The following is a 26,749-nucleotide window of genomic DNA, read 5'->3' on the forward strand; positions in this document are numbered from 1 at the left end:
TCTACCGAAAGCGATAACAGGGGGCCCTTCCTTGCCTCCGGCGCCGGTGCCGGACGGCGGCGGCCACCCGGGAGCACGGGGCCTGTACCTCCTGTTCGATGCCCCAGGCGTTACCGTGAGCTGGTTGAGCAACGTCCGCGCGACGATCGTCAACGGTCCGTGGCTGATATGGGAGGCGTCCAGTGCCCGATCCGTCCCCTGTCACCTCACCCGGCACCAGCACCGGGGCGACCGGCGAGGAAGAGCCGGCCAAGCGCCCGGACATGGTCACCATCGCCGACGTGGCCCGGCACGCGGGAGTCGCGGTCAGCACGGTGTCGTACGTGCTCAGCGGCAAGCGGGCCATCTCGGCGACGACCCGGGAACGGGTGCTGACCAGCGTACGGAAACTGGGATACCACCCGAACGCCGGTGCGCGGGCGCTGGCCAGCCGCCGGGCGAACGTGATCGCCCTGGTGCTGCCGCTGCGCTCGGGCATGCATCTGCCCGTACTCATGCAGTTCGCGACCTCGGTGGTGACCACCGCGCGCCGGTTCGACCACGACGTGCTGCTGGTCACCGCCGACGACGGACCGTCGGAGCTACACCGGATCGCGGCCAGCGCGATGGTCGACGGATTGATCCTGATGGACGTCGAGATGGACGACCCCCGGGTGCCGCTGCTGCGCCGGCTGGAACGGCCGAGCGTGCTGATCGGCTTTCCCGCCGACCCGACCGGTCTGACCTGTGTGGACCTCGACTTCTATCAGGCCGGTCAGGTCTGTGTGGAACACCTGGCGCGGCTCGGACACCGCCGGATCGCCCTGCTCGGCGCGCCGTCGGTGGTCTACGAACGGGGCACCGGCTTCGCCCGGCGGACCCGGTCCGGATTCGTCGAGACCGCCGAGCGGCTCGGTCTGAACGCGATCGCGCAGCCGTGTGAGGAGAACTTCGACTCGGTACGCCGGGAACTCACCGGACTCCTCGATCGGGAACCGGAACTATCCGGGCTGGTGGTGCACAACGAGGCGGCGGTGGGACAGGTGCTCGCCGCGTTGCCGACCCTGGGCCGCAGCGTGCCTCGGGACATCTCGGTCGTCGCGATCTGTCCGGACGAGGTGGCCGAACGGGCCAGCCCGCCGCTGACCTCGGTGCTGATCCCGGCCGAGGAGGTCGGCCAGCGGGCGGTGACGCTGCTGATGGAGAAGCTGGCCGGTACGCCGGTGCCGGAGGGAACTCTGCTGGACCCACGACTCACCGTCCGGGCCAGCAGCAGCGCCCCCGCCCTCTCCCCCACCAGCCGGTGAGCCGTCCCCGCCCACCAGCGTCGATCCCATTCGCGTCCACCGACGCCGATTCCCGCCTTGCCCACGGTCCCGATTCCTGATCGACTGGGGCATGGGCGCACACATGGACCCGGAGGAGTTCCGTCGCAACGGCTACGCGGTCGTCGACTGGATCGCCGACTACTGGACTCACCTGGGCGAACGCCCGGTGACGCCAGCGGAACCACCCGGCGCGGTGGCCGCGCTGCTGCCGGCCGGTCCACCGGAACACGGTGAGCCCTTCGACCAGATCCTGGCCGACCTCGACCTTGTCGTGGCTCCCGGCCTGACCCACTGGCAGCACCCGGCGTTCTTCGGCTACTTCCCGGCGAACACCTCCGGTCCGAGCGTGCTCGGCGACCTGGTCAGCGCGGGCCTCGGGGTGCAGGGCATGCTCTGGGCGAGCGCGCCGGCCTGCACCGAGGTCGAGACGGTGATGCTGGACTGGCTGGCCGAGCTGATCGACCTGCCGCAACGGTTCCGCTCCTCCGGCCCCGGCGGCGGGGTGATCCAGGACTCGGCCTCGTCGGCGACCCTGGTCGCCACCCTCGCGGCACTGCACCGGGCCAGCGGTGGGCGCTGGCGCGGCAACGGGGTGGACCGCCGCTACCGGGTCTACACCTCGACCCAGGCACATTCGTCGGTCGAGAAGGCCGCCCGGATCGCCGGGCTCGGCGACGACGGGGTACGCGCGATCGAGGTCGACCCGAAGACGCTCGCGATGCGACCGGATTTGCTGCGCGCGGCGATCGAGGCGGACCGGGCGGCGGGTGACGTACCGGCGATGGTGGTGGCGACGATCGGCACCACCTCCACCACCGCGATCGACCCGCTGCCGGCGATCGGTGAGCTGTGCCGGGCGTACGGGCTGTGGCTGCACGTCGACGCCGCGTACGCCGGTGCGGCAGCGGTCTGCCCCGAACTGCGCTGGTCACACGCGGGCATCGAGTACGCCGACTCGTACTGCTTCGACCCGCACAAGTGGCTGCTCACCGGTTTCGACTGCGACGCGTTCTGGGTCGCCGACCGGGCCGAACTGACCGGGGCGCTGACCGTGCTGCCGGAGTTCCTGCGCAACGCGGCGACCGAATCGGGCGCGGTGCTCGACTACCGCGACTGGCAGGTGCCGCTGGGGCGACGGTTCCGGGCGCTGAAGCTCTGGTTCGTGCTGCGCTGGTACGGCGCCGAAGGGCTGCGGGCGCACATCCGTACCGGTGTGGAGCTGGCCGGGCGCTTCGCCGACCTGGTTCGGGCCGACGAACGGTTCGAGGTGGTGGCGCCGCACCCGTTCTCACTGGTCTGCTTCCGCCTGCGCGCCGACGCCGGACCGGACGCTGACGCGCACAACGCGGAACTGCTGGCCCGGGTCAACGCGACCGGCCGGGTTCACCTCACGCACACCCGGGTCGACGGCCGGCACACGCTGCGGTTGGCGGTCGGCGCCCCGCAGACGACGTACCGGGAGGTTGCCCTGGCCTGGCGGCTGGTCGAACGGACCGCGACCACGCTGCTGGGCGGGACGGCCGACGGGAACGAGCCGACGGGCGCACCGCCCGACTGACCCACTCGGCTACCGTGACCAGCGTGAACGAGAGCATCTGGGCCGCCGTACGGGCCTGCCGGGACGTGCTGGACGAGGCGAACGGGTCCGATCCGCAGGAGTTGACCTGCCGGGTCCTGAAGGTCGCCGAGGAGGCCGGGGAGGCGGCCGGGGCCTGGATCGGCGTGCTCGGGCAGAACCCGCGCAAGGGCGTCACCCACACCCGCGCCGAGGTCGCCGGTGAACTGGCCGACGTGGCACTGGCCGCGCTGATCGCGATCGAGAGCCTCGGTTTCGACGCCCGCGAAGTGCTGGACAACTGCGCCGGCAAGGTCGGTGCCCGGCTCGCCGCCGCGGCTGGTGCCGTACCGGCGACGGTGCCACCGAACTGAACCGTCGCGAGCTGCTCAGGCTCCCACTCTTTTCGTACCTTTCGCGAAGCTTGCTCTCAGCCGACGGTGCTGCAATGGGGTCCGGTCGCGGGCCCACCGTCAGGGGTCGGCCCGGCCGGCAGCGCGAAGGAGCATCCGATGGCACTGACATCGCCCCGCCAGCCTGGCGGCGGTCCGGTCCTGGTCGGCCTGGACCGGACCAGTGGATCCGGCGACCGGCCGGATCCGGACACCCCGACCCCGGCCGGCCACAATCCGCTGGTCTTCCTCCGCCCCGAACGGGTCGTGGCCGACACGCAAGCACTGGCGGTCGCGGATCACGGCAGGTGGCGGTACCTGCGGGCGGCGTGACGCCGGCTTGTTCGGTCTGGTTGCTCAGGTCCAGGCGTTCGGGTCGGCGACCAGCTCGGTCACCCGGCCGGGCAGCTTGCCGCTGGCCACGTCCGCGACGGTGACGAGTTCGAGGATCTCCCGCTCACTGGCCCGTAACGCGATCCAGACCTCCTGGAGCGACCGGGCGGCGCCCTGGTAACCCAGATCCTCGGGGCGCTGTCCACGAATGTGCGCCAGCGGCCCGTCAATCACCCGGATCACGTCGGCGAGGGAGATCTCCGCTGCCTTGCGGGCCAGCCAGTAGCCGCCCTCCGGGCCACGCTGGGCGTGCACGATCCCGCCCCGGCGCAGTTGCAGCAGGATGCTCTCCAGGAACTTCGGCGGAATCTCCTGGGCCCGGGCGATCTGCTCGGCGGTGACCGGGGTCGGACGCCGGGCGGCGCCCTCGGCGGCGGCGGTGTCGTCCGCCGTGGCGGCGAGTTCGGCCGTCGCGCGCAGCGCGTAGTCAACCCGTGCGGAGAGACGCATGCCGGCTAGGTTAGCCCCCGGACCGGGCGGTCAGCGGCGCCGGGGTGGCAAGCCGCCCAGGGACTGACCTTCCGGGCGGAACGGGTCGTCAGGCGCCGACCCGACGAAGCAGACCCTCCTGGACCGAACTGGCGATCTGGCGGCCGTCGACGGTGAACATCCGCCCGGTGGCCAGACCCCTCGCACCGGAGGCGGACGGGCTCCAACAGTCGTAGAGGAACCACTCGTCGGCCCGGAACGGCCGGTGGAACCAGAGCGCGTGGTCGAGACTCGCGCCGACCACGCCACCCGGCCCCCAGACCTCCCCGTGTACGGAGAGGACCGAGTCGAGCAGGGTCAGGTCGGAGGCGTACGTCAGCGCGCAGGCGTGCAGCAGCGGATCGTCCGGCAGCTTGCCGTCGATGCGCATCCAGACCCGCTGGTACGGGTCCGCCGGCCGGTCGCCGGGGCGTACCCAGCCGGGCTCGCCGACGTACCGGACGTCCATCGGGCGCGGGATCATCGACCAGATGCCGAGCCGCTCCGGATAGCGGGCGAGCCGGTCGGCCATGGTCGGCACCTCGTCCGGGTGGGGCACGTCGGGCGGGACCGGGGCCTGGTGGTCGAGCCCTTCCTCCGTCCGCTGGAACGAGGCGGACATGAAGAAGATCGCCTTGCCGTGCTGTCTGGCGACGGACCGCCGGACCGAGAAGGAGCGGCCGTCCCGGATCCGTTCCACCTCGTAGTCGATCGGCTCGGCCGGGTCGCCGGGGCGGACGAAGTAGCCGTGCAGCGAGTGCACGATCCGGGCCGGGTCGACGGTCCGGCCGGCGGCCACCAGGGCCTGACCGGCCACCTGACCGCCGTACACCCGTTGCGGGCCGACCGGCGGACTCATGCCGCGAAAGGTCATCTCATCGGTCTGGGTCAGGTCGAGCAGCTCAAGGAGCTGATCGACCGCGACCTGTCCACCGACCGGCCCGCCGGACGTCACTGCAGAGCCCGTGCCGCCGCCGCGTCGACCAGGGAACCGAGCTGGTGCACCCGAAGGGTGTTGGTGAAACCGGGGGTGCCGGGCGGGCTGCCCGCCACGATCACCACGTAGTCGCCCGGGTTGCCCCGGCCGAGGCCGAGCAGCGCCTGGTCGACCTGGCGGAACATGTCGTCGGTGTGCTGCACGAACGGCATGAGGAAGGTCTCCACGCCCCAGGCGAGGGCGAGCTGGTCGCGCACCTCCGGCACCGGGGTGAAGGCGAGCAGCGGCAGGTCGCAGTGGAGCCGGGAGAGCCGGCGTACGGTGTCGCCGGTCTGCGAGAAGGCGACCAGGGCCTTGGCGCCGATCGCGCGGGCGATCTGCGAGGCGGCCACGGTGAGCGCGCCACCGTGCGTACGCGGGTCGTGCTGGAGCCGCGGGACGCCGATCGACCCGGACTCGGTGGTGGTAACGATCTTGGCCATGGTGCTCACGGTGAGCACCGGATACTTGCCGACGCTGGTCTCACCGGAGAGCATCACCGCGTCCGCGCCGTCGAGCACCGCGTTGGCGACGTCGGACGCCTCGGCCCGGGTCGGGCGAGAGTTCTCGATCATGGAGTCGAGCATCTGGGTGGCGACGATGACCGGGCGGGCGTTCTCCCGGCAGAGCTGCACGGCCCGCTTCTGTACCAGCGGAACCTGGTCGAGCGGAAGTTCGACGCCGAGGTCGCCCCGGGCCACCATGATGCCGCCGTCGAACGCGGCGACGATCGCCTCCAGGTGGTCGACCGCCTCCGGCTTCTCCACCTTGGCCATGACCGGCCGGTGGACGCCGACCTCCTGCATGATGTTGTGCGCGAGCTTGATGTCGTCGGCCGAGCGGACGAAGGACATCGCGATCATGTCGACCCCGAGGCCGAGAGCGAAGCGGAGGTCCTCCGCGTCCTTCTCCGACATCGCCGGCACGCTCACCGCGACGTTCGGCAGCGAGACGCCCTTGTTGTTGGAGACCACGCCACCCTCGGTCACCAGGACCCGGATGTCGTTGCCCTCGACCGAGCTGACCTCGACGGCGACCCGGCCGTCGTCGATCAGCAGGCGGTCACCGGGGCGGACCTCCTGGGGCAGCTTGGAGTAGGTGCAGGAGACCCGGTCGCGGGTACCGAGGATGTCGTCACCGGTGATCACGACCGAGTCGCCGGTGCGCCACTCGTGCGGGCCGTCGGCGAACCGGCCGAGTCGGATCTTGGGGCCCTGCAGGTCGGCCAGGATCGCGACCGCTTTCCCGGTCGCCTGGGCGGTCTGCCGCACCAGGTGAAAGACCTGCTCGTGGTCGGCGTGGCTGCCGTGGCTGAAGTTCAGCCGGGCCACGTCCATGCCCGCCTCTACGAGGCCCCGGATCCGCTCCGGGGACGATGTCGCAGGGCCAAGCGTGCAGACGATTTTCGCGCGGCGTGTCACGCCCATCAGGCTAGTCTCTCTCCCAGATCGGTCCACGGGCCGACCCTGTCGGATTCTGGAATATTCGTCCAACGCCGTGCGGTACGCAGATGTCCGGCGGGTGTCTCTCGCCGATGACCGGCGGGGGTCGTCTCACCGGGCGACGTCGGGGTGGCGGGCATCAGCGACCGCGCGACCGGAAGCGTACCGCCGTCACCTCATCCACGACACGCCCGGGTTTACCGCGGTCGTCGATGTGGCCCGAATCCGGCTCGCCCACGAGCGCGGCGGGTGCCGCTAATTCGGGCCAAGCACCTCTAGTGGGACGAGTGCCCGATTAGCTGGCATACCAGACAGGAATCGATGAGCGTCTTGACGTCCGGAAACGCCGGCGTAACACTCGTCGGGAGAGCGCTCTCACACCTCTGACCCGCAGGCGCGGGCCGGCCGCCGGTACCGCCGACGACCGGCCGAACCCCACACCCGGCCCGGCACCGCCACGCCCCGCCGGGCAGCCCAGCGCGCCCTCATCCCGACAGGTGGGCCCCATGGAAGTTCCTCGTCGCACCACCCGCACACCCTCGAAGCGGTCCCGCTGGAGCGTGCTCGCCGCGCTGGCCGCCGCACTGCTGGCACCCGTACCGTTCATCAACACGCCGACCGCGCAGGCCGCCCCCGTCCTGATCTCCCAGGGCAAGACGGCCACCGCGTCCTCCACCGAGAACGGCGGCACCCCCGCCTCGGCGGCGGTCGACGGCAACACCGGCACCCGCTGGTCGAGCGCGTTCAGCGACCCCCAGTGGCTCCAGGTCGACCTGGGCGCCACCGCCACCCTCAGCCAGGTGGTGCTGCGCTGGGAGACCGCGTACGGCCGCGCCTTCGAAATCCAGGTCTCGCCGACCGGAGGCAGCCCCTGGACGACGATCTACTCGACCACCACCGGCACCGGCGGAGTGCAGACCGTCAACGTGACCGGCAGCGGGCGCTACGTGCGGATGTACGGCACCACCCGGTCCACCGGCTACGGCTACTCACTCTGGGAGTTCCAGGTGTACGGCGAGTTCGGCACCGTCCCGCCGACCACCCCACCGACCACCCCGCCCGGCACCCCGGTGGAGCCGACCGACCCGCGCAACCCGAACCTCGGGCCGAACACGTTCGTCTTCGACCCGTCGACGCCGACCTCCACGATCCAGAGCCGGCTGAACACGATCTTCACCCAGCAGGAACAGAACCAGTTCGGCCCGGAGCGGTACGCGGTGCTGTTCAAGCCCGGCACGTACACCGCGGACGTGAACCTCGGCTTCTTCACCCAGGTCGCCGGGCTCGGCTTCTCCCCCGACGACGTGAACCTCAACGGACACGTACGGGCCGAGGCAACCTGGTTCGGCGGCAACGCCACCCAGAACTTCTGGCGCGCGGCGGAGAACCTGTCGGTGACCCTGCCGGCCGGTGTGATCGTCGAGCGCTGGGCGGTGTCGCAGGCAGCCCCGTACCGCCGGATGCACCTGCGCGGCGCGCAGAACCAGATCCAGCTCTGGAACGGCGGCGACGGCTGGTCCAGCGGTGGGCTGATGGCCGACACCAGGATCGACGGCCTGGTGGTCAGCGGCTCACAGCAGCAGTGGTACTCCCGTAACAGCGAGTTCGGCAACGGCTGGACCGGTTCGGTGTGGAACATGGTCTTCCAGGGGGTGACCGGTGCCCCGCCGCCGAACTTCCCCAACCCCTCGCACACGGTGATCGGCACGACCCCGACCGTCCGGGAGAAGCCCTTCCTGTACGTCGACGGGACCGGTGAGTACCGCGTCTTCGTCCCGGCACTGCGCCAGAACAGCTCGGGCACCACCTGGTACAACAAGACGCCGGCCGGCAGTTCGATCTCGCTGAGCCAGTTCTTCATCGTCCGGCAGGGCACCCCGGCGGCGACCATCAACGCCGCCCTGGCCCAGGGCAAGAACCTGCTCTTCGCCCCAGGCGTGCACCGGGTCAACGACACCATCCGGATCACCCGGGCGGACACCGTCGTGCTCGGCCTCGGCCTGGCCACGATCGAGCCGCAGGGCGGCGTGACGGCGATGAGTGTCGCCGACGTGAACGGGGTGAAGGTCGCCGGCATCATGTTCGAAGCCGGTACGACCAACTCCGCCACCCTGATGGAGGTCGGCCCGGCCGGCTCCAGCGCGGACCACGCGGCCAACCCGACCTCGCTGCACGACGTGTTCTTCCGGATCGGTGGCGCGGTCGCCGGCAAGGCGACCAACAGCCTGGTGATCAACAGTGACGACGTGATCGGTGACCACATGTGGCTGTGGCGTGCCGACCACGGCAACCCGGGCACCTACGGGTGGACCGTCAACCCGGCCGACACCGGCCTGGTCGTCAACGGCGACGACGTCACCATGTACGGCCTCTTCGTCGAGCACTACCAGAAGTACCAGACCATCTGGAACGGTGAACGCGGCCGGACGTACTTCTACCAGAACGAGATGCCGTACGACCCACCGAACCAGGCAGCCTGGATGAACGGGTCGACCCGGGGGTACGCCGCGTACAAGGTGGCCGACGCGGTCAACACGCACGAGGCGTGGGGGCTGGGCAGCTACTGCTACTTCAACGTGAACCCGGCGGTGGTCGGCGAACGCTCCTTCGAAGTGCCGAACAAGACCGGGGTCAGATTCCACAACATGGTCTCGGTCTCGCTCGGCGGCGTAGGGACGATCAACCGCGTCATCAACAACACCGGTGGTCCGGCTAACCAGGCCACCCAGACCATCTACGTGGTCAACTACCCGTAACCCGCTAGCCCTACCCCCTTTCCCCACGCCCCCTTCCCTCACAGCGCCCGGCCCGGGTCTCCCGACCCGGCCGGGCGCTCTCGTCGGCGGGAGCGGGCCGGCGCAGCGGGCGCGGTGAGCGGATTGTGCCCTGCCAGGAGAGGCACACCCGGTAGTGGTCCGCGCCGCGGTGCAGGCCAAGGTGCCCGCCGATCCCGATGTCCTGAGCTGTGCGATGAATGTTCGGGTCCGGGACAGGCCGGCTGACCACATCCGGTACGCCAACCAGGGCCCGCCGGCACGACGCGAGCGGCTTCAGCCACGTCGACCGGAACGCCACGTACTCCGGTCAGGAGACGGCGAGGGCCGCTCGCAGCAGGTCCCGGGTCGGCTCGTCGAAGGCGACCAACCGGATCTGTTCGACCCGGGTCGGAGTCGCCCGGATCGCGTCGACCGCGATCCGGGCCGCCAGCTCGGCCGGGAAGCCGTAGACGCCGGTCGCGATGGCCGGGAACGCGACACTGCGGGCGCCCAACTCGTCGGCGACCAAAAGGGACCGCCGGTAGCAGGAGGCAAGTATCTCCGCCTCGCCCTCGTCCCCGCCCTCCCAGACCGGGCCGACGGTGTGGATCACGTACCGCACGGGCGGGTCAAGGTCGTACGCCGGTGTCGCCTTCGCGTCGCCCGGGTCGCACGGGGCGATCGCCCCGCCCGCCTCGGCCAGGCGTCGCCCGGCGGCCCGGTGGATCGCGCCGTCCACCCCGCCACCCCCGAGCAGTGACTCGTTGGCGGCGGTCACCACCGCGTCCACATCCTCGCGGGTGATGTCGCCCAGCACGACGTCGATCGTGGCCATCACCCCATCATCGCAGCAACCGCCCCTGCACGCGGGCAACCGCCCCTGCACGCGGGCAACCGCCCCTGCACGCGGGCAACCGCCCCTGCACGCGGGCGACCGGTCCCGGTCCCGGTCCCGGGCGAATCGGGTCTTCCGCCGGCCACCCATGTATGTCGATACTTGGTGAGCTGTCGATCATGGCCGGTTCTTCACCGCCGGCCGCCACTCGCGAGGAGACGCGTGAAAAGCTCGCTCACCCTGCCGGCCGCCGTACTCGGTCTGGTCCTGGCGACCAGCATGGCGCCGGCGCCGGCCCACGCCCACACCACCGCCGTCGCACCGACCGAAAGCGGCACCACCGCGAACCTCACCGAGGAGCAGACCCGGACCCTGGTCGAACGGCTCAAGTCCGGATTGCCCGAGGACTACCAGGCCCGGATCGCCGCGCTCGACGCCACGGTCGGGCTGCCACCGACCCGTCCCGGGCAGACGAACGCCGGAGCGACCGGCGTGGGACCGAGCCGCCCGGTGCCGGCCGGTGGGCGGGGTGCCAGCCCGGAACCTCGGCTGACTGATCGGGACGACGAGGTCTGCCAGACGACGCCGCTGTTGCAGTGGCAGACGGCGGCCTACGCGGAGTGGACCGAGTACGACCTCGCCGAGGTCGTACCGTGGATCGACTTCTTCCGGATGTACGACGCCGTCCTGTTCGGCACCGAGGCCGGCCACCAGTACTACGGCTCCGACGGGCAGTTCACCACCCGGGTACGGCAGACGGCCCGGGAGCTGAAACGCTTCTGGGACATCCCGTCCGGCGAGATCCAGGTCGTACCCATGCACGCCACCGTGGCGCTCGACCAGGCGAAGGTCGCGCGGCTGATGGAGTTGCTCATGCTCTACCCGGCCGACCAGGCGGCGCAGTTCGCCGCCGACTTCGTACCCCTGGTCAACCAGGAGAAGTTCGACTACGGCATGCACCCGGCGCTGAGCTTCGACGCGTTCGCCTACTACGGCGGCGAGGTCGCCGGTGTCGGAGTCATCCCGCCGAAGATCCTCGTCGGCGACGGGATCCTGGAGGCGTACGGCAACCTCGGGCTGGGCAATATCGCACCCAGGGCGATTGTGGCGCACGAGTACGCCCACCACGTCCAGTACGTACGGGGCCTGTTCGCCTCGGAGCTGACCGGCGCCGAACTCGCACGGCGGGCGGAAATGATGGCGGACGCGTACGCCGGCTACTTCCTGGCCCACGTACGGGGTGCCGGCCTGGACCGGGGGCAGACGAAGCAGGTCAACCAGACCTTCTTCCAGCTCGGCGACTGCTATCTCACCAGCCCCGGTCATCACGGCACGCCGAACCAGCGGATGCGGGCCGCCGACTGGGGTGCCCAGGTGGCGAAGGGCGGCTTCCCACGGGGCCGGATCCTGCCCACCGTCACCATCGCCCAACGCTTCGACGCGCACCTGTCTGAACTCGTCGCCGCCAACCCCGCCTGACCGCTCGTCTCCGAGCGGCTCCCGTACGGCGAGGACCGGCTGCTACCAGGGGGGTAAGGAAGGGGCCCTTGTTAACGCATAGCGTTAACAAGGGCCCCTTCCTTACTTGCGCCGCCCGTCATGGGGTACGCCGGGTGCCGTCCAGCAGGTCGGCACCGAGTGGGGTGAGGGTGTGCAGTACCGCCCGGCCCTGCCGCGCGGTGACGATCAGCCGGCCCGCCGCAGCACCGTCGCGTGCTCGCTCGCGCTGGCCAGCGAGACGTCGAGCCGCTGCGCGAGCTGCCCCGTGGTGCAGGCTCCGTGGCCGACCGCGGCGAGCGCGCCTCAGCGCAGCGACAAGAGGTTTACCAGAGAGTCCATTGGTGGCTGCCGTCGGCTGAAATGCTCTGCGACCGTGCCGCCGCTGGCCGCGTACGCCCGTCCCGATCCTGTACCTGTTCAGCACCTGGTTGTCGCGGTCAGCGCCCCACCCGGACCGAGCAAGGCGCTGACCGCGACTCAAGGCATCAGGCGACCTTGAAGCTCCGGTAGGCGGTGGTGGAGGTGTGGAGGTCGCTGACCGGGACGGTGATCGCGGTGCCGGTGCAGTTGGCACCCTGGTAGAGCTTGAGGGTCTTGTTGGTCAGGTTGACCCAACCGTGGATGGCGATCGGGGTGTTCACACAGCCGGAGCTGAGCGGGGCGGTGTACTCCACCTCCTGGCCGGTGAACCAGATCGAGTCGACGAAGCAGACCGCACCGTTCGCGTAGGAGCAGGTGCTGCTCGGCGCGGTGGTGGTCGGGGCGGCGGACGCCGGGGCGGCGAATGCCGCCGAGGCCATCGCCGCGGCGGACGCGGACGCGAGTACGGACGTGAGGGACGGCTTGCGGAGACGCATGAATCCTCCTGTGAACAGGGGGTCGATGGGCACTGCCGCGCGGCATAACTGGTGTGGAAACGCACAAAAGCGCCGACACCAGATAGTTGAATCTTGCACTACCTCGAAGGTGACGTCAACACCCTGAGAGCACCGTGGGATGGGCGCGGATTCGGTCCACTCTCGAATCCCGTGGTCCACGGCGTGAGCAGGACTGACCGTCTGTGCCCAATCCGGTACGGTCGGCTCCGGGGAAGGACGACCGAGACCGGGAGGACGATGTCATGGCGTCGATCGAGGAGATCAAGGCCGGGGTGGCCCGATTCAGCAGCGAGACCAGCCAGCAGGCAGCCACGATCCGGGGCATCGCGGACTCGCTGGAACAGAGCACCGCCCTGCTGCGTAGCCTCACCCAGGGAACCAGTCACTCCCGCGTCGGCGAGGCGCTGTCCCGAATGGAACAGGCAAAGCAGAAGCTGCACGAGGCGACGACGCTCGCCCAGGGCGCGGTCGAGGCCACCAACAGCTACGCCGCCAGTTTCTGACCAAGGGGTACGTCATGCCAACCGTCATCGTGCCCGTCGGGCTCTCCATGGGACCGCGCTACCGCTACGTACGCCCGCCGGACCCGACGCCCGAGTGCTACGAGATCCACCTCGGCGACGACCTGGTCGAACTGACGGAGACGGAGGCAGCGGTCTGGGCGGCGGCCTTCGTGGATGCCGAACGGCACGCCAAACTCGCGGTCAACCGGAAGTCGCTGATTCAGCTCGTCCAGACCGCGCCGAAGCCCGAGCCACGGGCCGCCGAGATCGTCGACAACCTGATCGCACGGGGGCTGCTGGTCGAGTTTGATCCGGAAGGCGACCTCGAACCCGTCTTCCGCCGCCACAAGCTCCTCCCCCTGGGACAGGGCCTGGGCTCCACCGCCGACGAGCCCCACTTACACCGCATCGGTTTCGCCAACCAGCCCATCCTGGCCATCCCCAACGCCGTCTATGGATTGTGGTCGTTTTCGTACCACAGTTCCGATCTGTGGGACGCCTGCACCTTCTACGCGGCGGCAGACGAAGAGGAGTTGGAGGTGGGGGAAGAGCCACTGGGGTTGACAGCCGAGAACATCGCGCGAGAGGTCGGCCTCCAGCTACCCATCTTGCTCGCCACGAACTGCGCGTTCCTTGATCCAGTGGTCTCGGATGCGTTGGCGTAGGAGGCAGTACCGGGCGGGCGAGCGACTAGAGCGCCCGTTCGCCCGGCGGTTCGGCTACGAGTCCGTCAAGGAGGGCACCGGCAACCTGGTGCAGCAGGCCGCGATGGGCCTTGGTGCTCTAGTAGGTCTGCTCAGCAGTAGATGGGGCTTGCCTGCCACCGCATCCGTGATCACTGGTGCGATCATCGGTAACGCGGCGGGCTCGATCGGCAAGGGTTTCGTAGCCGCAACTGTTGATCATGTACGCGAGCGCCACGAGCAACGCGCTTCAGGTTCGAGTACTGGAGGTGCCACCCGGGGCGCCAACGGCGGTAAAGCCGGCGCCAGCGGCTTACGCGCCCGACGTCGTGGTCGTGGCGGGGCCTCGACTGGACCCCGGCAACGGGTAGCGGGCGGCGGGTCGGGCGGAATCGCCGGGCAGGTGATCTCGGGGATCGAGCGGGTCATCGAAGAGGTCGAGCAGACTGCGAAAAAGATCAACGCTGTCGGCACCAGCATGTGGCACAGCCAGGACGGGATGATGGTGCTACTCAACGGTGGCCGACAGGATGTCGTGCGGTGTACCCACGACGCCATGAGCGAGGCGCGGGACAGGATGTCGGAGAGCGCGGTCCTGCTTCGAGCGGCCGGCGAGGACCTGAACGCCTACCGGGCAAGCATCTGACGATGCACTGTGGCGGATTACTGCCCCTATGAGCCCCTATGAGGGTAGGAAAACGCCACAGTCGGGTCGGCGCTCGGCGACAAACACCCCCTGCACCAGGCATGCCGACGACGAGGCCCTCGGCCTTAAGACTGATCATGGCGTTCCGAACGACGATGGCGGAGACCTTGTGCTGTTGACATAGCGGTGAGGTGGACGGCCGCCTTGCGCAACACTTGGTGGATAGCGGCACTCCCTGCTCGACGCCATGTCCCTGTTCGCCGTCGACCGGCGGTTCCGCCTCGGTCAGGACTGCGCCCCGGTCATCCGGTTCGTCGCCGAGGTACGCGAGCGATACGACCACAGCGGTGTGGAAATCAACCCGGCGACGGCCGAGTCGCTGATCCAGGCCACCCTCGGTCGGCACCCGCCACCGTCCATGGAGCGCCACCACCATCGCCGCCCAGACCATGTTGGTCGCCGGCCTGCTCGACGACGAGGGTCTCCCCCACCGAGCTGACCACGTTGCTCCACCCCGGCCGAACGGCACGTGGCGGGCGCCGGGGCAGCGTCAGGGCGTGACCCAGAAGCAGGTGGTGATGGCCAGGGCGAGGAAGCAGAGGAAGAAGCCGAGTCTGGCGTACAGGTTCGGTTGGTTGGCGCCGAGCCGGGGACGCCCCCAGATCGTCAGGCTGATGTAGGCACCGAAGAACGCCAACGCGGGTAGACCGGCGAGCATCCAGGCAAGCGCGGTGAACGCGCCGACCGAACCGGACTTGTAACCGCCTCCGAGGAGCGCCTGGGGAATGTTCGCGGCCACGATGAAGATCAGGTAGGCGGCGAGCGCGCGACCGAGCGGTGAGGAGGTCGGCAGGAACGCCGGCTGACCGGCCTGCGACTCGACCCGTTCGGCCGCCTCGTCCGCCGCCGCCGTGGCCCGGTACGCCAGATCCAGTTCGGCGTCCGGGTTCACCGGCACCACCGGGGCCGGGTGTGGGAACTGTTGGGTCGGCGGTCCGTCCGCCCCCGACATCGGCAGCCGTGGACCGGGCACCGACGGCGTCGGGGCGGGAGTGGCGGCCAGCGCCACCCGGTCGACGCCGGCCGCCAACTCCGGGTACGCCTCCTGTCCGGCCACCCCGCCCTGCGGTGATGGGCCGGCCGGTGCGCCGAGGTGGCCGGTCACGGAAAGCGGCGGCAGCGGAGCGGGCGCGTTCCACTGCGGCACCGGCTCGCCGATCAACTGGGCGAGTTCGGTCAGTCGCTGCTGCTGCAGGGTGAGCCTCTGCCCGAGCTGGTCGATCGCGTCCCCGGTGCTCTCCCGCCGGGCGGCAGCCTGCTCCGTCGTACGCTCGCCGCTGCGCTGGAGTTCGTGCAGGTGCCGGGCCAGGGTCGCGTACTCGTCGAAGCCTTGCATCGTCACAGCCCCTCGTCCAGCTCGTACCCGGGTCGGACGTACGGCACGATCAGTTTGCTGCGCTGGTCGTGCCGGTCCACCAGCAACGCCCGGTTCGCCCGTGGCGTGTACGCCAGATCGTGCACGCCGAGGTACATGCCCAGTTCCTGGCCGGGCACGTTCAACGCCACCAGGCAGGCGATGTCGTCCTTGTTGTGCGTCCCGCCGATGTCGTCGGCGAGCCGGCGCAGCCCCCGCCACCAGCCGAGCAGGTGCACCCCGTACGCGGGGCCCTGACGCAGCACCTGCTGGAGGTCGTCCAGACCGGACCGGTAGTTCTGGTCCTTCGCGGCGAGTACCCCGCTGGCCGCGTCCATCCCGAACACGACCACGTACGTCCGCTCCGTCGGCTGGGCCACCGGCTCGGCCAGCTTGCGGATCTCCTCCCGCAACGCCACCGGGTCCAGCCGGGTCACCGAGTGACCGGCGGTCAGCAGGGTCTGCTCGGTGGCGTCGCCCACCTCGTCGGCGGCGGCGACCAACGGGGCGAGCAGGAAACGGGCCGTCCCGGGCTGGGCCTGGCGGGCCAGGCTCAGGGTGGCGGCCTGCAACACGTCGGCACCGACCGGGGTGGTGCCGACGATCGCCAGGTGCCGACCGGGGGTGGCGTCGAGCATGAACATCGCCGAGGTCAGGTTCACGTCGACGACCCGGCCGACGAGGGCGAGCGGACGTCGTCCGCCCGGTGTCAGGCCACGGAAGGTGGGATCGTCCTCGACGTGTGCCCAGTCGTACCCCTTGAAGACCGCGGGTGGGAACGAGCCCTGCGCCCGCGCCTGCCACAGTTCGTGCCGCAGTGCCGCGACCCGGGCCGCGCCGCCGTGCGCGTCCGGGAAACGGACGACGGTGTTCGCCGAGGCCAGGCCGGCGGCCGGGTTGATGATCGCCGACCCGAGCGGGAGCGGTCCGGCGGCGTCGTTCAACGCGTCGAGCACCCCGGAGCCACCCGGCAACGCCACCCGGAGCGGGAACTGACCGAAGATCGAGTCGACCTTGCCGTAGAGCGCTTCGATCCCGGACATGCTCTGCGAGGCGAGCACCAGGTGGATGCCGTACGAGCGGCCCTTGCGGGCCAACTCCTCCAGCAACGCCACCGCCTCCCGGGCGAGCGCGTCGTTGCCGGCGAAGAGCACGTGGAACTCGTCGATCACGGCAACCACCCGGGGTACGGGTTTGCCGTCGCGGGGCAGGTCGGCGAGTTTGGTGACGCCGTGCCGTTTGAGCGCGTTCGCCCGCCGGTTCAGCTCCCGCCGAAGCTCCCGCAGGACCGCCACACCGTATTCCCGGTCGGACTCGATGCCGACGGCGCGGGCGTGCGGGATCCAGGAGCCGTCGTGCCCCGTCGGCACGAACTCGGTGAAACTGACCCCCTCCTTGAAGTCGAGCAGGTAGAGGGCCAGTTCGTCCGGGGAGTAACGGGCCGCGAGTCCATAGAGGACGTCGAGCAGGAAGACGGTCTTACCGGAGCCGGTTCGGCCCCCGACCAACCAGTGCGGGGTGGCGTCGTCGAAGGCCAGGGTCGCCGGCTCCCGACCGGCCCGGCCGATCACCGTGCGGAGCCCGGTGGCGGCCGACTCGGCCCAGTTGCGGGCCGGGAGCAGGTCGGTGAAGTCGAGGCTGGTGTCGCGGCGGGTGGCGTCGCCGTGTCGTCGGGCGACGGCGTCGATGGTGCCGGTCGGCGGGTCGCCGTCGAGCAGGACCGGCACCACCAGGCCGGTTCCGTCGGTGCTGTACGGCCACCACGGCGGGTCCCCGACCCAGGCGTAGTCGCCGTCGCGGGTGACCCGGGTGGTGTTGCCGAACGGCGGTGGTTCCAATCCGGTGGAGCGGGGCGGGTAACCGGCGGCGAGCACGCAGACCCCCGCGGTCGGGCCGGCGTGGGTCAACGCGGCCAGCCGGGTCAGTTCGGCCCGCCCGTCCGGCATCGACGCCGCGACGACCAGCAGCAGCGGGCCACCGTTCTCGGCGGAGTGACCGGCGCGGGCGTGCCGCTCGGCGTCGGCGAGCAGCGCACCGATCTCCTCGTCGGTGGTCGCCGGCGGGGCCAGTACACCGGCGTCGACCAGTGGCCGCAGCGGCAGGAACGTCGCACCGAGCGCGGCGTTGTCGATCGCCACCACCCGTACCGTGCCGGCGGGCGCGAGCATGAGTAGACGGATCACCAGGGAGCGCAGCAGCGCCGCCGTACGCGGGTCGCGGGCGTCCGTGTCGACCGCCAGGTGCGCCCCGCCGACGAGGGGTACGACCACCGGAAAGCCGCCGTCCGAAGTGGTCGCCTCGGCGAGCCGGACCGGCATCGGCCGACCGGGGAACTCCGGCCCCGCCGACGCCGCGCTGAGCGCCTCGCCGACCCTGCGCAACCGCGCCACCATGTCGGCGGTCTCGGCGGGCGGGGCCGGGGCGGTGACTCCGGCCAACGCCTGGCGCGCGGCGTCGAGATGCGCACGCGCCTGCCGGTGTGCCGCGACCGCCCGCCCGTACGTGGCTGCGAGCCTGCCCACCCTGCCCCCCACCCCTGTCGGCGTGCGTAGTCACCGGAACACTAACCGAAGCACCGCCGTACGGGCACCTGGACGTGCCAGCGGTGTCCGCTGTCTGGACACTGTCGGGAGGACGCGCTGGGCTGGGGAGGCACGCGGGGCTCTGGCGGAAGGGCGCGCGGGGCTCTGGGGCTCTGACGGAAGGGCGGAAGGGCGGGCTGGGCTCTGGCGGAGGGGTGGGCTGACGGATCGGCGGCAGACGCCACAGCCGACGGCCTGGCCGGCGACCACGTCGGACCGGGAGGGCGCGCCGAACGACTCTATGGTGCGTGGCGCAGCCGGAGGATGTACGTCGCGGTAAGCGCGACGACACGGTCCTCGTCGTGCGCCAGGTCCGCGAGGGCGCGTGCGGAAGTGATCCCCGGAATGTCCGCGAGCGCCTGTGTCAGCCGTCGACGCGCGGACGATTCGACGGTGCTGCCGGCGAGGCGGCCGACGAGCCTGGCAGCGATCTGATCCGCCAACACGGGATCACCCGCCAACGTGCTCAGCGCATCGGCCGCGTCGACGTCGTTCGTCTCCTCGACGACCATGTCGACGAGAGTCGGGACCGCGTCGGCCACTCCACGTGCCCCGAGCGCCAGAGCCGCATACCTGCGGACCACGATGTCCGGGTTGACAAGGGCGTCCCGCAGCAGTGCGGTCGCGTCACCGTACGGGATCTCGGCGATGGCCTGGACAGCACGTTTGCGTACCTCGGCCACGGGTGCGCCGAGGCCCTCCGCCAGCAGTGCCAGTCCGCCGTCGCCCGATTGCGCCAGAGCCCATCGAAGGGCTCCGGCGACGTTCGGGTCCGTCTCGCTCAGCGCCGCCTCGACGAGTGCCTCCACTGGCGCCGGAACCCCTTCGACCGATGACAGTGCCGCGCGCTGGCGCTTCCCCGCGCTCTCCGATCCCAGTGCCTGCAGGAGTGCCACGGTCTGGAGGACGTCCTCCCAGCCGGCGGGTTCCGCGGCACCGATCCGGCGGAGACGGGTGAGTAGTTCCGTCTCGGCCGCGATGCGTTCTCGCGTCTGGCGGATGAGGTCGTCGACGAGTTGTGCGGGCGCGAAGGCGGGACCGTCGAGCGCGCGCCCGACGTCGCGCAGCGACAGCCCCAGTGACCGCAGGCTCTCGATATGGAAGATCCGCCGGATGTCCTCGCTGGAGTACTCCCGATAGCCGGCCTCGGTACGACCCGTCGGCCGTACCAGGCCGAGCGAGTCGTAGTGCCGGAGCATGCGGGCGCTGACCCCGGACCGTCGCGCCACGTCACCGATCAACACTGTCTCTCACCCTTCCTGGCTGGTTCCGCCGAGGGCCACGACGCGCTTTGCCTCCTCGATCGCGAACTCGAATCCGGCATCCGGGTCGCGCAGCAGCCGTTCCGTGGCGATCGCGTGGGCGCGTACGCGAGGATCGAGGTCCGTCCTCGCCGCCCGCACTGTCGGCATGATCACTTCACCGAGTGCGATCAGCGCCCGGCTGAGGCTCAACTGCGTCTCCCGCTTGCCGCGCCCGAACTGTGTCGTCAACACCGCGGCCAACTCGGGCTCTTCACCCTCGGGGACGAGTACGACCGCTGCTCGCCAGGCGCTCCGCGCCACCTCGTCGTCGTCATCGGTCAGCAGTGCCCGCGTGATCGCGGGCCACGCCTGCCGATCACCGATCTTGGACAGCGTGTGCAACGCCTGGCTTCGTGCCTGCGCACGCTCCGAGCGGAGCGCGTCGACGAGCCTCGGGACCGTCATGGACGACGAGTGGCGGGCGAGTGCCCAGGTGAGCATCTCGCGGACGTAGAACTCGGGCTCGACCGCGCACCGCTCGACGAGCTTGTCGACGAAGCGCGGGTCAGGGGTGGAGCCGACCGCCAGCGCCGCCCGCAGCCGCACCGACGGGTTGCCGCTCTCCAACCCCTGGAGAGCCCGCACCGTGTCCGTGTCCTCTTGCGGCATGGTCATCGACCCCACCTCCCTGACACAGTGAAGACCTTGTCACTGTGTCAAGGTCAAGCGGACTGTGTCGCCAGACCAGACAACCACCGTCCCCACCGCACCCTCGTGGATCCGAGATCGTGGAAACGTGCCGTCGTCGTGACGACGGGCCGTTCCACGATCTCGGGTCGGCGACAGCGGGGAGCGGGTAGCTGGTCAGCGGGCGGCGGAGAGGGGCTGGGCGGAGGAGGTGACCGGGGCGGGCAGGGTGCCCGAGCCGTCGAGGTACGTGTGGATCGCGGCAGCGGCGGCCCGACCCTCGGCGATCGCCCAGACGATCAGTGAGGCGCCCCGGTGCATGTCACCGGCGACGAAGACCCCGTCGGCCGCGGTCTGCCACTGCGCCGTGGCGTCGATCGCGCCGCGCCGGTTGCGGTGCACACCGAACTGGTCGAGCAGCGGCTGCTCCTCGGTCCCCTCGAAGCCGATCGCCAGCAGCACCAGGTCGGCCGGAAGTTCCCGCTCCGAGCCCGGCTTGACGGTCACGATCCGCTGCCCGTCGACCTTCTCCACGCTGACCTCGGCGACCCGGACGGCGCGTACCTGGCCGGTGCCGTCGTCGACGAACTCCTGCACGGCGACCGCGAAGACCCGCTCGCCGCCCTCCTCGTGCGCCGGGTAGTCGCGCAGGATCCACGGCCACGTCGGCCACGGGTCGCGGGACTCGTCGCGGGTGCCCGGCGGCTCCGGGTAGAGGTCGAGCTGGTGTACGCCGGCCGCGCCCTGCCGGTGCGCGACACCGAGGCAGTCGGCCGCGGTGTCGCCGCCACCGATGATCACCACGTGCCTGCCGGCGGCGTCGATCGGGGTGCTCGACTCCCGGCCGCTCACCACCCGGTTCGCCGCGACCAGGTGCTCCATCGCCTGGTGCACCCCGCGCAGCGCACGGCCGGGGGTGGCCGGGGTGTCCCGGCCCTGCAACGCGCCGCAGGCGAGCAGGACCGCATCGTACTCGGCGCGTAGCTGCGCGGCGGTGATGTCGACGCCGACGTTGACGCCGGTGACGAAGCTGACGCCCTCGGCGGTGAGCTGTTCCAGCCGCCGGTCGATGTGTTCCTTCTCCAGCTTGAAGTCGGGGATGCCGTAGCGGAGCAGTCCGCCGATCGCGTCGTCGCGCTCGTACACGGTCACCGCGTGCCCGGCACGGGCGAGTTGCTGGGCAGCGGCGAGGCCGGCCGGGCCGGAGCCGACCACGGCGACCCGCTTACCCGACGGCTTCGCCACCACCTGCGAGGTGATCAGACCCAGGTCGACCGCCCGGTTGATGATCTCGACCTCGACCTGCTTGATGGTGACCGGCTGCCCCCCGGAGATGCCGAGTACGCAGGCCGCCTCGCAGGGCGCCGGGCAGAGCCGCCCGGTGAACTCCGGAAAGTTGTTCGTGGCGTGCAGTTGCTCGATCGCGTGCGACCAGTTGCCGGTCCGGACCAGGTCGTTCCAGTCCGGGATGCGGTTGCCCAGCGGGCAGCCGTCGTGGCAGAACGGGATGCCGCAGTCCATACAGCGGGTGGCCTGCTCGCGGATCAGGTCGTCGGGGGCGGACGGGTAGACCTCCCGCCAGTCGCTGATGCGCACCGGCACCGGACGGCGGGCCGGCATCCGGCGGCCGTAGCGCAGGAAACCGTTCGGGTCAGGCACGAGCCACCTCCTGGGACGCGCGCGGTGCCGGCGCGGCGGACGACGGTGCGGACCCGGCCGCCGGTGCCACCGGGACGGCCAGCGCGGTCATCACCGCCTCGTCGACGTTCTGGCCGGCGGCTTCGGCGGCCCGCATGATCTGCATGACCCGCTTGTAGTCACGGGGTACCACGGCGGTGAACTCCTCGACCGCCTCCGGCCAGCGCTTGAGCAGCCGCTCGGCGACCGCCGAGTCGGTCTCGGCGAAGTGCCGCTGGACCAGGTCGTGCAGGGTGACCCGCTCGTCGTCGGTGAGCGGGGCGAGGTCGACCAGTTCGGGGTTGACCCGACGCCGGTCGAGCCGCCACACGAAGGCGGCGCCACCGGACATGCCGGCGGCGAAGTTACGGCCGGTTGGCCCGAGCACCACCACGGTGCCACCGGTCATGTACTCGCAGCCGTGGTCGCCGACCCCCTCGACCACGGTCACCGCGCCGGAGTTGCGCACCGCGAACCGCTCCCCCACCCGTCCCCGGAGGAAGAGTTCGCCGGCGGTCGCCCCGTACAGGATGGTGTTGCCGGCGATGATCTGGTCCTCGGCGCCGGGCGTACCGTCGCCTCGGTCCGTGGCGCGGGCGGCGAACGGCGCGGCGGCGTCCGGGCGGACGACCAGCCGGCCGCCGGAGAGTCCCTTGCCGACGTAGTCGTTGGCGTCGCCGTGCAGCCGCAGGGTCACCCCGGCCGGCAGGAACGCGCCGAAGGACTGGCCGGCGGTGCCGCTGAGCGCGAACTCGATGGTGTCGGCGGGCAGGCCGGCACCGCCGAACCGGCGGGTCACCTCGCCGCCGAGCATCGCGCCGACGCTGCGGTGCTCGTTGCGGACCCGGATCGAGGCCCGGACCGGGGTGCCGTCGGCCAACGCCGGGGCCGCGAGAGCCAGCAGCTCGTTGTCCAGGGCGGCGGCGAGGCCGTGGTCCTGGGCGCGGATGCCGCGCCGGGCGGCGCCCGGGGGCAGTTCCGGCACCTGGAGTACGGGGCGCAGGTCGAGTCCGCGCGCCTTCCAGTGGTCCAGTGCCGGGGCGAGGTCGAGCAGCTCGGTCTGGCCGATCGCCTCCTCCAGTGTGCGGAAGCCCAGCTCGGCCAGGTAGCCGCGGACCTCCTCGGCGAGGAAGAGGAAGAAGTTCTCCACGAACTCCGGCTTGCCGGTGTAGCGCTCGCGCAGCACCGGGTTCTGGGTGGCGATGCCGACCGGGCAGGTGTCGAGGTGGCAGACCCGCATCATGACGCAGCCGGCGACGATCAGCGGGGCGGTGGCGAAACCGAACTCCTCGGCGCCGAGCAGTGCCGCGACGAGCACGTCCCGACCGGTCTTGAGCTGGCCGTCGACCTGCACGGTGACCCGGTCGCGGAGCTTGTTCAGGAGCAGCGTCTGCTGCGCCTCGGCCAGGCCCAGCTCCCACGGGGTGCCGGCGTGTTTGAGCGAGTTCAGCGGGGAGGCGCCGGTGCCGCCGTCGTGTCCGGAGATCAGGATGACGTCGGCCTTGAGCTTGGCCACCCCGGCGGCGACCGTACCGACGCCGATCTCGCTGACCAGTTTGACGTGCACCCGGGCGGCCGGGTTGACGTTCTTCAGGTCGTGGACGAGCTGCGCCAGATCCTCGATCGAGTAGATGTCGTGGTGCGGTGGCGGGGAGATCAGGCCGACGCCGGGGGTCGCGTGCCGGGTACGGGCGATCCACGGCCAGACCTTGTTGCCGGGCAGTTGTCCGCCCTCGCCGGGCTTCGCCCCCTGCGCCATCTTGATCTGGAGGTCGTCCGCGTTGACCAGGTATTCGCTGGTCACGCCGAACCGACCGCTGGCGATCTGCTTCACGGACGAGCGGCGGCGCGGGTCGTAGAGGCGCTCGACGTCCTCGCCGCCCTCGCCGGTGTTGGACTTGCCGCCGAGGTTGTTCATCGCGATGGCGAGGGTCTCGTGTGCCTCGGCCGAGATGGAGCCGTACGACATGGCGCCGGTGGCGAACCGCTTGACGATCTCGCTGGCCGGTTCCACCTCGTCCAGTGGCACCGCCGGCCGCACCCCCGTGCGGAGGGTGAAGAGCCCGCGCAGCGAGCCGGCCTTCGCGGCCAACTCGTCGACCTTGCTGGTGTAGTCGCGGAAGACGTCCCACTGGCGGCTGCGGGTGGCGTGCTGGAGCAGGAAGACCGTCTCCGGGTTGAACAGGTGCAGTTCGCCCTCGCGGCGCCACTGGTACTCGCCGCCGACCTCCAGCCGGCGGTGTGCGCCGGCCGCCGCGCTCGGCGGGTACGCGACGGCGTGCCGGGCGGCGATCTCCTCGTGGATGCCGGTGAGGCCAATCCCGCCGATCCGACCGTGGGTGCCGGCGAAGTAGCGCTGGACCAGGCGGGAGTCGAGGCCGACCGCCTCGAAGACCTGCGCCCCGCAGTACGACGAGACGGTGGAGATGCCCATCTTCGACATGATCTTCAGGACGCCCTTGCCGAGCGCCTTGACGTAGTTGCGCACCGCCAACGCCTGCTCGATGCCGGTCAGCGCACCGGTGGCGATCAGGTCCTCGACCGACTCGAAGGCCAGGTACGGGTTGACCGCGGCGGCACCGTAGCCGATCAGCACGGCGGCGTGGTGCACCTCCCGGCAGTCACCGGACTCGACGATCAGCGCGGCCCGGGTCCGGGTCTGCTCGCGTACCAGGTGCTGGTGCACGGCCGCGGTGAGCAGCAGCGACGGGATCGGGGCCAGGTCGGCGGTGGAGTCGCGGTCGGAGAGGACCAGGATGCGGACCCCGTCCTCGATCGCCTCGGAGACGTGCCGGCAGATCTCGGTCAACCGGGCCCGGATGCCGGCCGCGCCGTCCCGCAGGCGGTAGAGGCCGGAGACCCGGACCGCCTTGAAGCCGGGCAGGTCGCCGTCCTCGTCGACGGAGAGAAGCTTGGCCAGCTCGTCGTTGTCCAGCACCGGGTACGGCAGCGTGATCTGCCGGCAGCTCGCCGGTCCCGGGTCGAGCAGGTTGCCCTCCGGGCCGATGGTCGACTGGAGGCTGGTGACCAGTTCCTCCCGGATCGCGTCCAGCGGCGGGTTGGTGACCTGCGCGAAAAGCTGGTGGAAGTAGTCGTAGAGCAGCCGGGGGCGGGTGCTCAACGGCGAGATCGGGGTGTCCGTCCCCATCGAACCGAGCGGTTCGGCACCGGTCCGCGCCATCGGCCCGATCAGGATCTTCAGCTCCTCCTCGGTGTAACCGAAGGTCTGCTGGCGGCGCTGGACCGAGTCGTGGGTGTAGACGGTGTGCTCGCGGGCGGGCAGGTCGGCGAGGTCGATCAGCCCGGCGTGCAGCCACTCGGCGTACGGCTGCTCGGCGGCGAGACCGGCCTTGATCTCGTCGTCGTGCACGATCCGACCGGCGGCGGTGTCGACCAGGAACATCCGTCCCGGTTGCAGCCGCCCCTTGGCCACCACGGTCGCCGGGTCGAGGTCGAGTACGCCCGCCTCACTGCCGAGGACCACCAGTCCGTCGCTGGTCTGCCACCACCGTCCGGGGCGCAGTCCGTTGCGGTCGAGTACCGCGCCGACGATGGTGCCGTCGGTGAAGGCGACCGACGCCGGCCCGTCCCAGGGCTCCATGAGGCTCGCGTGGAAACGGTAGAAGGCCCGCTCTGCGGGGGCCATCTCGGTGTCGTTCTCCCACGCCTCGGGGATCATCATCAGCACCGCGTGCGGCAGGCTCCGCCCGGCCAGGTGCAGCAGTTCGAGGACCTCGTCGAAGTTGGCCGAGTCGGAGCCGCCGGGGGTGCAGACCGGGAAGAGCCGCTTGATGTTGCCGGGCAGGGCGGGGCTGGCGAGCAGCGCCTCCCGGGCGTTCATCCAGTTCTTGTTCCCCCGGATGGTGTTGATCTCTCCATTGTGGGCGATGAACCGGTACGGGTGCGCCAACGGCCAGGACGGGAACGTGTTCGTGGAGAACCGGCTGTGCACCAGGGCGATCGCACTGGTGACCCGCTCGTCGGTGAGGTCGGGGAAGAAGGTTGGCAACTGGTCCGGCGTGAGCATGCCCTTGTAGACCATGGTCCGCGCGGAGAGCGACGGGAAGTACGCCGGGACGCCGCGCTCAGCCGTCTCCCGTTCGGTCTGCTTGCGTACGCAGAACGCGACCCGGTCCAGGTCGAGGCCGGTCAGCGCGGTGCCGGCGGGACCCGCGGCCGAGCCGGTGAGGCGACGGGCGGCAAGGAAGACCTGCCGGATCAGCGGACGGGCGTTCAGGGCGGTCTCGCCCAGGTCGGTCGGGTCGACCGGCACGTCCCGCCAACCGAGGATCTCCGCCCCCTCGACCAGGGCGTACTTCTCCAGAACGGCGGTGGCGCGCTGGCGCTCGTCCGGGTCGTTCGGCAGGAAGACCAGGCCGGTGGCGTACTGCCCGGCCGGTGGCAGCGGGAAGTCGACCGTCTGGCGGAGGAACTCGTCCGGCACCTGGAGCATGATGCCGGCGCCGTCGCCGGTGTTCTGCTCCGCGCCCCGGGCGCCCCGGTGGTCGAGCCGGCAGAGCGCGCCGAGCCCCTTGGCGACCACGTCGTGCGAGCGCCGGCCGTACAGGTCGGCGATGAAGGCAACCCCACACGCGTCACGCTCGTAGGCGGGGTCGTACATCCCCTGCGCTTCGGGGGGCCCGGCCAGGGTCGCGTTACCCGAGGCCGGCGACGCCGGCGGGGCGGGCGGCGAGGAGAGGCGCGGTCCCTGAGGGTACGGAAAAACCACCGGGTCTCCTGTCGTCACTCACGTTCAATCATGGGTCGGGACGACGTCGGCCCTGCGAGGTTCCTTGAGTCTACGTTAGGGC

At 70.8% G+C, this 26,749-nt stretch carries 21 protein-coding genes; 10 read left to right on the forward strand and 11 right to left on the reverse strand.

Translation table 11 applies throughout. The annotated features are described in order from the left end of the window. Nucleotides 1–182: 182 nt before the first annotated feature. From ACIBF5_RS01110 to ACIBF5_RS01125, 4 genes are all read left to right on the forward strand, one after another. Nucleotides 183–1,286: a LacI family DNA-binding transcriptional regulator gene (locus tag ACIBF5_RS01110; RefSeq protein WP_396806815.1), complete on the forward strand. Its 1,104-nt coding sequence runs from the start codon at nucleotides 183–185 to the stop codon at nucleotides 1,284–1,286. Nucleotides 1,287–1,377: 91 nt separating this feature from the next. Then, the gene (locus ACIBF5_RS01115) at nucleotides 1,378–2,865 is read left to right on the forward strand and encodes a pyridoxal-dependent decarboxylase (protein ID WP_396806818.1); all 1,488 of its coding nucleotides are present in this window, start codon (nucleotides 1,378–1,380) and stop codon (nucleotides 2,863–2,865) included. A 23-nt stretch (nucleotides 2,866–2,888) separates the two neighbouring features. Beyond that, nucleotides 2,889–3,236 (forward strand): hypothetical protein, encoded by a 348-nt coding sequence (locus ACIBF5_RS01120; protein WP_396806820.1) that lies wholly within the window; start codon nucleotides 2,889–2,891, stop codon nucleotides 3,234–3,236. Between the two features lie 138 nt (nucleotides 3,237–3,374). Continuing rightward, nucleotides 3,375–3,587, forward strand: a complete 213-nt coding sequence (locus ACIBF5_RS01125; RefSeq protein WP_396806822.1) for a hypothetical protein — start codon at nucleotides 3,375–3,377, stop codon at nucleotides 3,585–3,587. Nucleotides 3,588–3,611: 24 nt separating this feature from the next. Here ACIBF5_RS01125 and ACIBF5_RS01130 read toward each other — a convergent pair whose 3' ends face one another. The 3 genes from ACIBF5_RS01130 to pyk all read right to left on the reverse strand — a co-directional run bounded on the left by ACIBF5_RS01130 (nucleotide 3,612) and on the right by pyk (nucleotide 6,518). Further along, a complete protein-coding gene (locus tag ACIBF5_RS01130) occupies nucleotides 3,612–4,097 on the reverse strand; it encodes an RrF2 family transcriptional regulator (RefSeq protein ID WP_396806824.1) in 486 nt (161 codons plus the stop codon). 88 nt (nucleotides 4,098–4,185) lie between these two features. Next, a complete protein-coding gene (locus ACIBF5_RS01135) occupies nucleotides 4,186–5,070 on the reverse strand; it encodes an acyl-CoA thioesterase (RefSeq protein ID WP_396806826.1) in 885 nt (294 codons plus the stop codon). Further along, nucleotides 5,067–6,518 (reverse strand): pyruvate kinase, encoded by a 1,452-nt coding sequence (gene pyk / locus ACIBF5_RS01140; protein ID WP_396806827.1) that lies wholly within the window; start codon nucleotides 6,516–6,518, stop codon nucleotides 5,067–5,069. The genes ACIBF5_RS01135 and pyk overlap by 4 nt, the downstream gene beginning before the upstream one ends. A 521-nt stretch (nucleotides 6,519–7,039) precedes the next feature. Here pyk and ACIBF5_RS01145 point away from each other — a divergent pair. Continuing rightward, nucleotides 7,040–9,289: a discoidin domain-containing protein gene (locus tag ACIBF5_RS01145; RefSeq protein ID WP_396806829.1), complete on the forward strand. Its 2,250-nt coding sequence runs from the start codon at nucleotides 7,040–7,042 to the stop codon at nucleotides 9,287–9,289. 328 nt (nucleotides 9,290–9,617) lie between these two features. On the opposite strand, the gene ACIBF5_RS01150 is transcribed toward ACIBF5_RS01145, so the two are convergent. Further along, nucleotides 9,618–10,124 carry an O-acetyl-ADP-ribose deacetylase gene (locus tag ACIBF5_RS01150; RefSeq protein ID WP_396806831.1) on the reverse strand — a complete coding sequence of 169 codons (507 nt, stop codon included), beginning with the start codon at nucleotides 10,122–10,124 and terminating at the stop codon, nucleotides 9,618–9,620. A 222-nt stretch (nucleotides 10,125–10,346) separates the two neighbouring features. On the opposite strand from ACIBF5_RS01150, the gene ACIBF5_RS01155 reads away from it, so the two are divergent. Then, the gene (locus ACIBF5_RS01155) at nucleotides 10,347–11,603 is read left to right on the forward strand and encodes a hypothetical protein (protein WP_396806833.1); all 1,257 of its coding nucleotides are present in this window, start codon (nucleotides 10,347–10,349) and stop codon (nucleotides 11,601–11,603) included. A gap of 506 nt (nucleotides 11,604–12,109) precedes the next feature. Here ACIBF5_RS01155 and ACIBF5_RS01160 read toward each other — a convergent pair. Continuing rightward, entirely contained in the window at nucleotides 12,110–12,481 is a 372-nt protein-coding gene (locus tag ACIBF5_RS01160; RefSeq protein WP_396806834.1) for a hypothetical protein, read from the reverse strand. A gap of 263 nt (nucleotides 12,482–12,744) precedes the next feature. Between ACIBF5_RS01160 and ACIBF5_RS01165 the strand changes: the two genes are divergently transcribed. From ACIBF5_RS01165 to ACIBF5_RS01180, 4 genes are all read left to right on the forward strand, one after another. Next, complete coding sequence (locus ACIBF5_RS01165; RefSeq protein ID WP_147456931.1) at nucleotides 12,745–13,005, forward strand: hypothetical protein; 261 nt, start codon at nucleotides 12,745–12,747, stop codon at nucleotides 13,003–13,005. A 14-nt stretch (nucleotides 13,006–13,019) separates the two neighbouring features. Further along, the gene (locus ACIBF5_RS01170; RefSeq protein ID WP_396806835.1) at nucleotides 13,020–13,670 is read left to right on the forward strand and encodes a hypothetical protein; all 651 of its coding nucleotides are present in this window, start codon (nucleotides 13,020–13,022) and stop codon (nucleotides 13,668–13,670) included. Then, nucleotides 13,657–14,334 (forward strand): hypothetical protein, encoded by a 678-nt coding sequence (locus tag ACIBF5_RS01175; protein WP_396806836.1) that lies wholly within the window; start codon nucleotides 13,657–13,659, stop codon nucleotides 14,332–14,334. The genes ACIBF5_RS01170 and ACIBF5_RS01175 overlap by 14 nt, the downstream gene beginning before the upstream one ends. A 247-nt stretch (nucleotides 14,335–14,581) precedes the next feature. Continuing rightward, nucleotides 14,582–14,833, forward strand: coding sequence for a hypothetical protein (locus tag ACIBF5_RS01180; protein ID WP_396806838.1), 252 nt, complete (start codon nucleotides 14,582–14,584; stop codon nucleotides 14,831–14,833). Between the two features lie 51 nt (nucleotides 14,834–14,884). Here the strand turns inward: ACIBF5_RS01180 and ACIBF5_RS01185 are convergent, their stop codons facing one another. The 6 genes from ACIBF5_RS01185 to gltB form a co-directional block, all read right to left on the reverse strand. Next, a complete protein-coding gene (locus ACIBF5_RS01185) occupies nucleotides 14,885–15,736 on the reverse strand; it encodes a hypothetical protein (RefSeq protein ID WP_396806840.1) in 852 nt (283 codons plus the stop codon). Then, nucleotides 15,733–18,270 (reverse strand): FtsK/SpoIIIE domain-containing protein, encoded by a 2,538-nt coding sequence (locus ACIBF5_RS01190; protein ID WP_396806842.1) that lies wholly within the window; start codon nucleotides 18,268–18,270, stop codon nucleotides 15,733–15,735. The genes ACIBF5_RS01185 and ACIBF5_RS01190 overlap by 4 nt, the downstream gene beginning before the upstream one ends. A 299-nt stretch (nucleotides 18,271–18,569) precedes the next feature. Continuing rightward, complete coding sequence (locus ACIBF5_RS01195; RefSeq protein ID WP_396806844.1) at nucleotides 18,570–19,574, reverse strand: HEAT repeat domain-containing protein; 1,005 nt, start codon at nucleotides 19,572–19,574, stop codon at nucleotides 18,570–18,572. A 6-nt stretch (nucleotides 19,575–19,580) separates the two neighbouring features. Beyond that, on the reverse strand, nucleotides 19,581–20,249 hold the full coding sequence (locus ACIBF5_RS01200; RefSeq protein ID WP_396806846.1) for a HEAT repeat domain-containing protein: 669 nt from the start codon (nucleotides 20,247–20,249) through the stop codon (nucleotides 19,581–19,583). Nucleotides 20,250–20,438: 189 nt separating this feature from the next. Further along, entirely contained in the window at nucleotides 20,439–21,920 is a 1,482-nt protein-coding gene (locus tag ACIBF5_RS01205) for a glutamate synthase subunit beta (RefSeq protein ID WP_396806848.1), read from the reverse strand. Further along, complete coding sequence (gene gltB / locus ACIBF5_RS01210) at nucleotides 21,913–26,559, reverse strand: glutamate synthase large subunit (RefSeq protein ID WP_396807349.1); 4,647 nt, start codon at nucleotides 26,557–26,559, stop codon at nucleotides 21,913–21,915. Before gltB ends, ACIBF5_RS01205 begins: the two co-directional genes overlap by 8 nt. Nucleotides 26,560–26,749: the final 190 nt, after the last annotated feature.

This window comes from Micromonospora sp. NPDC050417 (assembly GCF_044458865.1).
In the GTDB taxonomy this organism is placed as follows: Bacteria; Actinomycetota; Actinomycetes; order Mycobacteriales; family Micromonosporaceae; genus Micromonospora_G.

What these genes read in the sequence shown, in the direction of transcription:
- ACIBF5_RS01115 (WP_396806818.1), top strand. Translation starts at nt 1,378, where the DNA reads ATGGGCGCACACATGGACCCGGAGGAGTTCCGTCGCAACGGCTACGCG.
- ACIBF5_RS01125 (WP_396806822.1), top strand. Translation starts at nt 3,375, where the DNA reads ATGGCACTGACATCGCCCCGCCAGCCTGGCGGCGGTCCGGTCCTGGTC.
- ACIBF5_RS01130 (WP_396806824.1), bottom strand. Translation starts at nt 4,097, where the DNA reads ATGCGTCTCTCCGCACGGGTTGACTACGCGCTGCGCGCGACGGCCGAA.
- pyk (WP_396806827.1), bottom strand. Translation starts at nt 6,518, where the DNA reads ATGGGCGTGACACGCCGCGCGAAAATCGTCTGCACGCTTGGCCCTGCG.
- ACIBF5_RS01145 (WP_396806829.1), top strand. Translation starts at nt 7,040, where the DNA reads ATGGAAGTTCCTCGTCGCACCACCCGCACACCCTCGAAGCGGTCCCGC.
- ACIBF5_RS01150 (WP_396806831.1), bottom strand. Translation starts at nt 10,124, where the DNA reads ATGGCCACGATCGACGTCGTGCTGGGCGACATCACCCGCGAGGATGTG.
- ACIBF5_RS01160 (WP_396806834.1), bottom strand. Translation starts at nt 12,481, where the DNA reads ATGCGTCTCCGCAAGCCGTCCCTCACGTCCGTACTCGCGTCCGCGTCC.
- ACIBF5_RS01165 (WP_147456931.1), top strand. Translation starts at nt 12,745, where the DNA reads ATGGCGTCGATCGAGGAGATCAAGGCCGGGGTGGCCCGATTCAGCAGC.
- ACIBF5_RS01170 (WP_396806835.1), top strand. Translation starts at nt 13,020, where the DNA reads ATGCCAACCGTCATCGTGCCCGTCGGGCTCTCCATGGGACCGCGCTAC.
- ACIBF5_RS01175 (WP_396806836.1), top strand. Translation starts at nt 13,657, where the DNA reads ATGCGTTGGCGTAGGAGGCAGTACCGGGCGGGCGAGCGACTAGAGCGC.
- ACIBF5_RS01180 (WP_396806838.1), top strand. Translation starts at nt 14,582, where the DNA reads ATGTCCCTGTTCGCCGTCGACCGGCGGTTCCGCCTCGGTCAGGACTGC.
- ACIBF5_RS01200 (WP_396806846.1), bottom strand. Translation starts at nt 20,249, where the DNA reads ATGACCATGCCGCAAGAGGACACGGACACGGTGCGGGCTCTCCAGGGG.
- gltB (WP_396807349.1), bottom strand. Translation starts at nt 26,559, where the DNA reads ATGTACGACCCCGCCTACGAGCGTGACGCGTGTGGGGTTGCCTTCATC.